Here is a 9460-nt window from a genome sequence, read left to right on the forward strand (position 1 = left end):
GCTCGCGATGAGGCCCGCCCAGCCAACAAAAATCTACCTAAACCACCGCCGCCCGCCGCTGCACAAACCGGTCAACATACTCATCCGCCGGCGAATGCAGGATCTCTCTCGGCGTACCGACCTGAATCAACCGGCCATCCTTGAGAATCGCAATGCGGTTGCCGATACGCACCGCCTCATCAAGGTCGTGGGTAATGAAGACGATGGTCTTGTGCAACGTCTTTTGCAGCTCCAGCAACTGATCCTGCATCTCCGCACGAATCAGCGGATCCAGCGCACTGAACGCCTCATCCATGAGGATGATGTCAGTGTCTGCCGCCAAAGCGCGGGCCAGGCCGACACGCTGACGCATGCCGCCGGAGAGCTGGTGCGGGTATTTGTTTTCGTAGCCCTTCAGGCCCACGGTGTTGATCCAGTGCAGCGCGCGTTCCGAGCACATTTGCTTGCTCTCGCCACGCACTTTCAAGCCGTAGGCGACATTGTCGAGCACGGTCTTGTGCGGCAGCAGGCCGAAGCTCTGGAACACCATGCTGATCTTGTGCCGGCGAAATTCGCGCAGGGCGTCCATGTCGTATTGCAGGATGTCCACGCCGTCGACGAGGATCGCGCCGCTGGTCGGGTCGATCAGACGGTTGAAGTGACGCACCAGCGTCGATTTGCCCGAGCCCGACAGGCCCATGATCACGAAGATCTCGCCGGTGCCGATGCTCAACGACAGATCGTTTACACCGACCACGCAACCGGTTTCGTTCAACACCTGATCCTTGGTCTTGCCCTGGCCGACCATCGCCAGCGCATCCTTGGCGCGGTTGCCGAAAATCTTGAAGACGTTTTTGACTTCGATCTTGCTCACGGTTGCGTTGCTCATTTGCTCACCTCATGCCGTGGCCGACCGTACGCCTGAGTAATGCGGTCGATGACCACTGCGAGAATCACGATCGCCAGACCAGCCTCGAGGCCACGTCCGACGTTGAGGGTCTGAATCCCCACCAGCACATCTTCACCCAGACCTCGGGCGCCGATCATCGAGGCGATCACCACCATCGACAGGGCCATCATGGTGGTCTGGTTGATCCCGGCCATGATGCTTGGCAGGGCCAGCGGCAGTTGCACGCCGAACAGTTGCTGCCAGCGGTTGGCGCCGAACGCGTTGATCGCTTCCATCACTTCGCCGTCGACCTGGCGGATGCCCAGATCGGTCAGGCGAATCAGCGGCGGCGCGGCGTAGATCACCGTGGCGAAAATCGCCGGGACCTTGCCCAGACCGAACAGCATCAGCACCGGGATCAGGTAGACGAAACTTGGCATGGTTTGCATGATGTCGAGCAGCGGCATCAGCACCGAACGCAGGCGATTGCTGCGCGCCGAGAGAATCCCCAGCGGAATGCCGATCAGCACCGAAATGATCGTCGCGACCATCATCAGCGCCAGGGTCTGCATGAGCTTGTCCCACAGGCCGACAGCACCGACGAGAAACAGCAGACCGACGATGACCGCCGTGGTCACGACTTTGCGCGTGGCGTGCCAGGCAACCACACCGACGATCGCCAGCATCAGCCACCACGGCGCCGCACGCAGCAGGCCTTCGAGGTTGACGATGGCCCAGAGCAGGGTGTCCGAGATGTGGCGGAACACATCACCGTAGTTGGTGACCAGCGAATCGACCCAACCGTTGACCCAGTCGGCGATGGAAAAGGTAAAGCTTTCGGGAAACATAAGCGGCTCTCAATCAGAAATCTCAATCAAGCGTTTACGGCATATCTCCCGGCCAGCCTCACGGTTGACCGGGAGGTATCGACCTACAGCGCCGCGTCGATTTTCTTGGCAGCGTCTGCACTGACCCACGCATGCCAGACCTCAGGATGTTCCTTGAGGAAGATTTTCGCCAGTTTTGGCGACTCGATGCGTTCCTTGGCCATGCGGCCCAGGTTCTGGTTCAGCAGGTCGATTGGCAGGTTGACCTTTTCCAGCACGGCGACTAGTTCCGGGGCTTCGTCGTGGAAGGTTTTCGACAGGCCGACCTTGATGCTCACGGTCTTGTCGACGCCCGGTTTCTCTTCGAGTTTGACCAGATCCACCTGGCCCATCAGCGGGGTTGGCGACCAGTAGTAGAACAGGATCGGCTCGCCACGCTTGTAGCTCGACAGCACTGCCGCATCCAGCGCCGGGCCGGTGCCCGGACGGAAGTTGGTGTAGCTGCTTTCCAGACCGTAGCTTTTCAGCATTTCGCTGTTGTCGAGTTCACAGGTCCAGCCGGCCGGGCAGTTGTAGAAACGGCCCTTGGATGGTTCTTCAGCGTCCTTGAACACGGCGGCGTATTTGCCCAGGTCAGCGATGTTTTTCAGGTCCGGGGCCTTCGGCTCAAGCTTGCGCTTGGCATCGCCTTCGATCACGTAACGCGGCACGTACCAGCCTTCCACCGCGCCCACTACCGGAGCGCCGACACCGACGACCTTGCCGGCCTTCTCGGCCTTGTTCCAGACCTCGCTGCGGCCGACCCACTCTTCGGCGAACACTTGAATATCGTTGCTGCTCAGGGCGTTTTCCATGGTGATGGAGTTGCCCGGCAGGCTGTCGGTCTTGCAGTCGTAACCTTTCTCCAGCACCACTTGCAGGACGTCGGTCAGCAGCATGCCGCTTTCCCAGTTCAGCCCGGCGAACTTCACCGGTTTGCCCGATTCGCACCAGCCGGCGGCTTGCGTCGCACCGGCACTGGCCAACAGGCCCATGGACAGCAATGTGGTCAGCAGGGTCTTGTTCGATTTCATTGTTGTGACGCTCCTAATCATGAATTGGCTTACGGCAGTCAAGAGGCATCCAGCCCTGTCCACGTCCAAATCAGGCCTGCGCCGCAGCGCGACCGGCCCCGCTTGTTTTAGGTTGTACAACGCTGTTCTGCTCGACCGGCAGAATCAGTTGATCGGGCACCGCGCTGTGCCATTTTTTTGCGCACACGTAGTAAACGACCGCCGGCAGCACCAGGCCGATGATCCAGGAAATATCCACGTCACCGAGGGCGGCCACCAACGGACCGGTATAGAACTTGGTGGAGATGAACGGCAACTGCACCAGCACACCGAACACATAGACGCTGATGCCGAGCAGGTTCCAGCGCCCGTAGCGTCCGTTCGGATCGGCCAGTGCCGGCACGTCATAACGCTCACGAGTGATGCAGTAGTAATCCACCAGGTTGATCGCGCTCCACGGTGTGAAGAAGGCGAGCAGGAACAGGATGAAAGACTTGAACGCACCGAGGAACGAGTGCTGACCAAGCAGCGCGATCAGGGTCGCTGCGCCAACGATCACCAGCACAAACACCAGACGCTGCATGCGCGTAACGGTCAGGTGGCCTTTGAAGCCACTGATGATGGTCGCGATGCACATGAAGCTGCCGTAGGAGTTAAGCGTCGAGATGGTCACCTTGCCAAACGCGATACTGAAGTACAGCAGCGCAGCGGTGGCACCGGTGCCGCCCAGGCCGACGATGTAAGCCACCTCATGGCCGGCGAACTGGCCGTTGGCCGAAGCCGCAGCAAAGACGCCGAGGATCATCGCCACTTGCGCGCCGACCACCGAACCGGCACCGGCGGCGAAGAAGGTTTTTACCGCCGAAGTATTGCTCGGCAGGTAACGGGAATAGTCAGCCACGTACGGGCCGAAAGCGATCTGCCAGGAGGCCGCGAGCGACACCGCGAGGAGGAAACTGCTCCAGCTGAAATGACGGATTTGCAGAAGTGCGCCGACGTCGGTCTGGCTCATCAGCCGCCAGAACAGGAAGACGAAAGCGATCACGCCAATCACGCTGGCGACACGGCCGATCCAGTGGATCACCCGATAGCCGAGCACCGTGACCAACACGATAACGCTGGCGAAAATCAGGATGCCGACGCTGTCGCTGACGCCGAACAACTGGCCCAGCGCCTGACCGGAAAGCACGGTGCCCGTCGCCGTGAAACCCAGGTACATCAGGCACACCAGCACGATCGGGATCGCCGCACCGTAAACGCCAAACTGCACACGGCTGGAGATCATCTGCGGCAAGCCAAGCTTCGGCCCCTGCGCCGCGTGCAGCGCCATCACGCCACCGCCGAGCAATTGACCGATCAACAGACCGATCAACGACCAGAACACATCACCGCCCAGCACCACGGCCAAGGCCCCGGTGACAATCGCGGTGATTTGCAGGTTGGCACCCATCCACAAGGTGAACTGGCTAAACAGACGACCGTGTCTTTCCGCTTCCGGGATGTAGTCGATCGAACGCCTTTCGATCAACGGTTTGTTGCCTGCACGATCGGTGTTAACAGCCATGATTCAACCTCTGTGGATTGTTCCGGGTTTTGTTCTTTTTTGGCTTTTGCTTTTGTAGGAGTGAGCCTGCTCGCGATTGCGGTGGGTCAGTCAGCACATTTGCTGAATGTGCCGGCCTTATCGCGAGCAGGCTCACTCCTACAGGGGAAAGCATTACTTTCCGGTAATCATCGGCAGGTTCAGGCCCTGTTCCCTGGCGCAGTCGATGGCGATCTGGTAACCGGCATCGGCGTGGCGCATAACGCCGGTGGCCGGGTCGTTGTGCAGCACCCGCGCAATGCGCTCGGCCGCTTCATCCGTACCGTCGCAAACAATCACCATCCCCGAGTGCTGCGAGAAGCCCATGCCGACGCCGCCGCCGTGGTGCAGGGAAACCCAGGTCGCGCCGCTCGCGGTGTTCAGCAGTGCGTTGAGCAATGGCCAGTCGGACACGGCGTCAGAACCGTCCTGCATCGATTCGGTTTCACGGTTCGGACTGGCGACCGAGCCGGAGTCGAGGTGGTCGCGACCGATCACGATTGGCGCCGACAGCTCGCCGCTGCGGACCATCTCGTTGAACGCCAAACCGAGCTTGGCGCGCAGGCCCAGGCCGACCCAGCAGATACGTGCCGGCAGACCCTGGAAGCTGATGCGCTCACGGGCCATGTCCAGCCAGTTGTGCAGGTGGGCGTCGTCCGGGATCAGCTCTTTGACCTTGGCGTCGGTTTTGTAGATGTCTTGCGGATCGCCCGACAGCGCCGCCCAACGGAACGGGCCGATGCCACGGCAGAACAGCGGACGAATGTAAGCCGGTACGAAGCCCGGGAAGTCGAAGGCGTTTTCGACGCCTTCTTCCTGGGCCATCTGACGGATGTTGTTGCCGTAGTCGAAGGTCGGGATGCCTTGCTTCTGGAATTCCAGCATCGCTTTAACGTGTACGGCCATCGACTGCTTGGCGGCTTTGATCACAGCGGCCGGTTCGGTCTTGGCGCGGGCACGGTATTCGTCCCAGGTCCAGCCCGCTGGCAGGTAACCGTTGAGCGGGTCGTGGGCGCTGGTCTGGTCGGTGACCATGTCCGGGCGCACGCCGCGCTTGACCAGTTCCGGGAGGATTTCTGCGGCGTTGCCCAGCAGGGCGATGGAGATCGCTTTGCCTTCCTTGGTGTATTTATCGATGCGCGCCAGGGCGTCGTCGAGGTCTTTGGCTTGCTCGTCGACGTAACGGCTTTTCAGACGGAAATCGATGCTGACTTGTTGGCATTCGATGTTCAGCGAGCATGCGCCTGCCAAGGTGGCAGCCAGGGGTTGCGCGCCGCCCATGCCACCGAGGCCAGCGGTCAGGACCCACTTACCGGTGAGGTTGTCGTTGTAGTGCTGGCGACCGGCCTCAACGAAGGTTTCGTAGGTGCCTTGAACGATGCCCTGGCTGCCGATGTAGATCCAGCTGCCGGCGGTCATCTGGCCGTACATGGCCAGGCCTTTGGCGTCGAGTTCGTTGAAGTGCTCCCAGCTCGCCCAGTGCGGGACGAGGTTGGAGTTGGCGATCAGTACGCGCGGGGCGTTGCTGTGGGTCTTGAACACGCCGACCGGCTTGCCGGATTGCACCAGCAGGGTCTCGTCGTCATTCAGGTTGGTCAGGCTTTCGACGATCTTGTCGTAGCACTCCCAGTTACGCGCGGCGCGACCGATACCACCGTATACCACCAGTTCTTTCGGGTTCTCGGCGACTTCCGGGTCGAGGTTGTTCATCAGCATGCGCAGCGGCGCTTCGGTCAGCCAGCTCTTGGCGGTCAGCTTGTTGCCGCGGGCAGCGCGGATCTCAACGTTGCGAAACTTTGTAGGCTTATTGTCAGTCACGAAAAAGACTCCTCAGCGATCAATTCAAACCAACCCTGGCAGTGGGCAAGCAGCCTGCGCGCTTCGATGCGCGACAAGCGAATCAGTGGACGCTGCGGAGAGTCTCGAGCGACTCATACGCATACGTCTTTACTTGTACATACAAGCATATGCAATCGAGCGGCCAACTTATTGGAGAGTCGTTCAAGAAAAATTGCGGACAGGGCTGGAGGGCGCCTGAATCGAGGGTTCTGGCGTGGATGAAATTTTTCGTGGGGATAATTTATGCCGAAGGGACTTTGTTACGTGAGCGTGGTTTTGCGCCACGCTGGGGCGTTCGGTAACAAGTTGGTGCGTGGGTTGGGAACACCCCAAAAGCAAAAGATCGCAGCCTTCGGCAGCTCCTACACTGGGTTTGATGTACACCCTGTAGGAGCTGCCGAAGGCTGCGATCTTTTGAGACTTTTGAATCAGCGCGCAGTCAGCTCGATCACGCAGCAAGCGGCATTGGTGGAGACTTCGGCCAGACCGCTATTGCCGTCCAATTGCAGACAATCATGTCGCCCCAGCTGCGAAACACTGTCACCGATCCGGACTTCCAGCAACTCACTGACACTGAACACCAACACCGTCCCCGCCGAGCTGAAGAACCGCTGTTCACCGTCCAGCCACTGCAACCGTGCGCTGTAACGCTGTGGCGCGTAAATCAGGTTGAAGTCGCGAATCGCGCCACCGAGCAAAGTGCAAGACACCTGGCTTTCCCCGCTGAAGGCGAAAGGGTCGAGCGGTAACAGCGGCCGCGTATCGTCGCCATCGACGCACAGGGTCATGCCGTCACCCTGCAACACGGTGATCACCCGCTGGTAACCGGCGAATGTCGAGAAACCGCCCGACTCGGCGATGTCGGCAATCGACAGGCGCCAGCCAAAACCGTCCAGCCCGGCACCGGCATCACGGGTGATTTCTTCAGTGCTGCCGCCGCCGTTTTTCCATGGCATGCGCGGATAGCCTTCAGCGCGTAAAACCTTCACCTGACTCATTTATGAAAGCGCCCTTCCAGACGATGACGGGAACCTGGGTGAATCAGACGAGCCGCAGTAACCGGCTGACGCCCCGACCACGTGCGGCGACGAATCAGCAAGCAAGGCTCACCCTTTTCAATCTGCAGCAACTTGCACTCGGAAGATTCGGCGAGGATCGCTTCAACCACGTGCTCGCCCTCGGTCAGCGGCGCGACCTGATTGAGATAAGCGTAAGGCGTTTGCAGAGTGAAGTCCTGCTTGAGATATTCCGGAGCCACCAGCGCGTTGACGAAGCGGTCTTCGATTTGCACCGGAATGTCGTTTTCGTAATGCACGATCAGCGAGTGGAAGACCTTCTGCCCTTCACGCATGTCCAGCGCCAGTGCGCGCTCGGAACCGGCGGCCTCTTCTTCGAGGGTGATGACCTGGCAGGTGTGGCGATGACCACGGGAAGCGATTTCGTCGGCGATGTTGTGCACTTCGAACAGCGCGGACTGGCTCTTCGGTTCAGCGACGAAGGTGCCGACGCCTTGCATGCGTACCAACAGACCGTCGGCGGTCATCTCACGCAAGGCGCGGTTGATGGTCATGCGGCTGAAGCCGAGTTGATTGACCAGCTCGCTCTCGGACGGCACGCGGTAGTGCGGCGGCCAGTTTCCGCTGTCGATCTGCTGGGTGATCATCTGTTTGACGCGGGCGTACAAGGGCGCCGGACTGTCGCCCATGTTCGCGGCCAACGGGGAGACTGGAGGCGGAGTCGGCACGGTTGATCCCTGTTCTTTGGATGAAAGTGGCTAGCTTGCCGGAGTTTACCGAGCAGGCAAACGTCTGTATATGTATATACAAATAACACACGATGGGGTGCTGAACCATGTCCGCCTTCTTTGCCGAACGCGCGCTGCTGCCTAACGGATGGGCCAACAATGTACGTCTTGAGGTCAGCGCCGAGGGCCTGCTGACCCAAATCCAGGCCGATTCCACCGCAGATGGCGCCGAACGGCTGAGCGGTCCGTTGCTGCCGGGCATGCCTAATTTGCATTCCCACGCCTTCCAGCGGGCGATGGCGGGTCTGGCCGAAGTGGCCGGCAACCCCAACGACAGTTTCTGGACCTGGCGCGATTTGATGTATCGGCTCGTCGGAAAAATCAGCCCGGATCAGCTCGGCGTGATTGCCCGGCAGCTGTACATCGAAATGCTCAAGGCCGGTTACACCTCCGTCGCTGAATTTCACTACGTGCACCACGACAGCAATGGTCAGCCTTACGCGGATCCGGCGGAGCTGGCGCTGCGCATCAGCCAGGCCGCGAGTGAAAGCGGCATCGGCCTGACCCTGCTGCCAGTGCTCTACAGCCACTCTGGCTTTGGCGGCCAGACGCCGAATGACGGCCAGCGCCGCTTTATCAACAGCAGCGAAAATTACCTGAATCTGCAATCGCGTTTGCAGCCGTTACTGGCGCAGCAAAAGGCGCAGTCGCTGGGCCTGTGCTTCCACTCGTTGCGCGCGGTGACCCCGCAGCAGATCAGCGAAGTATTGGCGGCCAGCGACAAGCAATGCCCGATTCACATTCACATCGCCGAACAGCAAAAAGAAGTCGATGACTGCCTGGCCTGGAGCGGTCGTCGTCCGCTGCAATGGCTGTACGAAAACGCCGAGGTCGATCAGCGCTGGTGCCTGGTACACGCCACCCACGCCAACCCGGAAGAAGTCACGCTGATGGCCAAAAGTCGCGCCATCGCCGGGCTGTGCCTAACCACCGAAGCGAATCTGGGCGACGGGATTTTCCCGGCGGTGGATTTCCTCGCCCAGGGTGGGCGCATGGGTATCGGTTCCGACAGCCATGTCTCGCTCAGTGTGGTGGAAGAATTGCGTTGGCTGGAATATGGCCAGCGTCTGCGCGATCAGCGACGTAACCGTTTATACGGCGCAGATCAGCCGATGGTCGGGCGCACGCTGTATGACGCGGCGCTGGGTGGCGGCGCGCAAGCGTTGGGGCAGCCGATTGGTGCGCTGGAAGTGGGCAAGCGCGCGGACTGGATTGTGCTGGATGGCAGTGACCCCTATCTGGCGACGGCCACGGGTGACGGGATTTTGAATCGCTGGTTGTTTGCCGGCGGCGATCGTCAGGTGCGCGATGTGCTGGTCAATGGTCAGTGGGTTGTGCGCGATGGTCGACATGCTGGCGAAGAAGACAGTGCCCGCGCGTTCACCCAGGTCCTGCGCGACCTCCTGGGCGACGCATAACCAAATGTAGGAGTGAGCCTGCTCGCGATAGCGGTGTGTCAGTCATTTATTTGTGCTCTGACACAACGCT

General features: G+C 60.2%; 8 protein-coding genes. 1 reads left to right on the plus strand and 7 read right to left on the minus strand.

The window, feature by feature from the left end; translation table 11 throughout:
• Nucleotides 1–37: 37 nt before the first annotated feature.
• From ACW9IR_RS18590 to hutC, 7 genes are all read right to left on the minus strand, one after another.
• Nucleotides 38–868, minus strand: a complete 831-nt coding sequence (locus ACW9IR_RS18590) for a quaternary amine ABC transporter ATP-binding protein (RefSeq protein WP_052178219.1) — start codon at nt 866–868, stop codon at nt 38–40.
• Nucleotides 865–1716, minus strand: a complete 852-nt coding sequence (locus tag ACW9IR_RS18595) for an ABC transporter permease (protein ID WP_007949591.1) — start codon at nt 1714–1716, stop codon at nt 865–867. Before ACW9IR_RS18595 ends, ACW9IR_RS18590 begins: the two co-directional genes overlap by 4 nt.
• An 83-nt stretch (nt 1717–1799) precedes the next feature.
• On the minus strand, nt 1800–2768 hold the full coding sequence (locus ACW9IR_RS18600; RefSeq protein ID WP_016984618.1) for an ABC transporter substrate-binding protein: 969 nt from the start codon (nt 2766–2768) through the stop codon (nt 1800–1802).
• 70 nt (nt 2769–2838) lie between these two features.
• The gene (locus ACW9IR_RS18605; RefSeq protein WP_150794149.1) at nt 2839–4311 is read right to left on the minus strand and encodes a purine-cytosine permease family protein; all 1473 of its coding nucleotides are present in this window, start codon (nt 4309–4311) and stop codon (nt 2839–2841) included.
• A gap of 153 nt (nt 4312–4464) precedes the next feature.
• Nucleotides 4465–6147, minus strand: a complete 1683-nt coding sequence (gene hutU / locus ACW9IR_RS18610) for a urocanate hydratase (protein ID WP_160037910.1) — start codon at nt 6145–6147, stop codon at nt 4465–4467.
• 449 nt (nt 6148–6596) lie between these two features.
• Nucleotides 6597–7166, minus strand: a complete 570-nt coding sequence (locus tag ACW9IR_RS18615; RefSeq protein WP_110720643.1) for a HutD/Ves family protein — start codon at nt 7164–7166, stop codon at nt 6597–6599.
• Nucleotides 7163–7873 carry a histidine utilization repressor gene (gene hutC / locus ACW9IR_RS18620; RefSeq protein WP_162130175.1) on the minus strand — a complete coding sequence of 237 codons (711 nt, stop codon included), beginning with the start codon at nt 7871–7873 and terminating at the stop codon, nt 7163–7165. Before hutC ends, ACW9IR_RS18615 begins: the two co-directional genes overlap by 4 nt.
• A gap of 146 nt (nt 7874–8019) precedes the next feature.
• Between hutC and ACW9IR_RS18625 the strand changes: the two genes are divergently transcribed.
• On the plus strand, nt 8020–9390 hold the full coding sequence (locus tag ACW9IR_RS18625; RefSeq protein WP_102899544.1) for a formimidoylglutamate deiminase: 1371 nt from the start codon (nt 8020–8022) through the stop codon (nt 9388–9390).
• Nucleotides 9391–9460: the final 70 nt, after the last annotated feature.

The sequence above is a fragment of the Pseudomonas sp. SDT291_1_S447 genome, from assembly GCF_054070155.1.

Bases quoted from the DNA above. Each gene is read 5' to 3' on its own strand.
- ACW9IR_RS18625 (WP_102899544.1), top strand. From the start codon at position 8,020: ATGTCCGCCTTCTTTGCCGAACGCGCGCTGCTGCCTAACGGATGGGCC.
- hutC (WP_162130175.1), bottom strand. From the start codon at position 7,873: ATGGGCGACAGTCCGGCGCCCTTGTACGCCCGCGTCAAACAGATGATC.
- ACW9IR_RS18595 (WP_007949591.1), bottom strand. From the start codon at position 1,716: ATGTTTCCCGAAAGCTTTACCTTTTCCATCGCCGACTGGGTCAACGGT.
- ACW9IR_RS18605 (WP_150794149.1), bottom strand. From the start codon at position 4,311: ATGGCTGTTAACACCGATCGTGCAGGCAACAAACCGTTGATCGAAAGG.
- ACW9IR_RS18600 (WP_016984618.1), bottom strand. From the start codon at position 2,768: ATGAAATCGAACAAGACCCTGCTGACCACATTGCTGTCCATGGGCCTG.
- ACW9IR_RS18590 (WP_052178219.1), bottom strand. From the start codon at position 868: ATGAGCAACGCAACCGTGAGCAAGATCGAAGTCAAAAACGTCTTCAAG.
- ACW9IR_RS18615 (WP_110720643.1), bottom strand. From the start codon at position 7,166: ATGAGTCAGGTGAAGGTTTTACGCGCTGAAGGCTATCCGCGCATGCCA.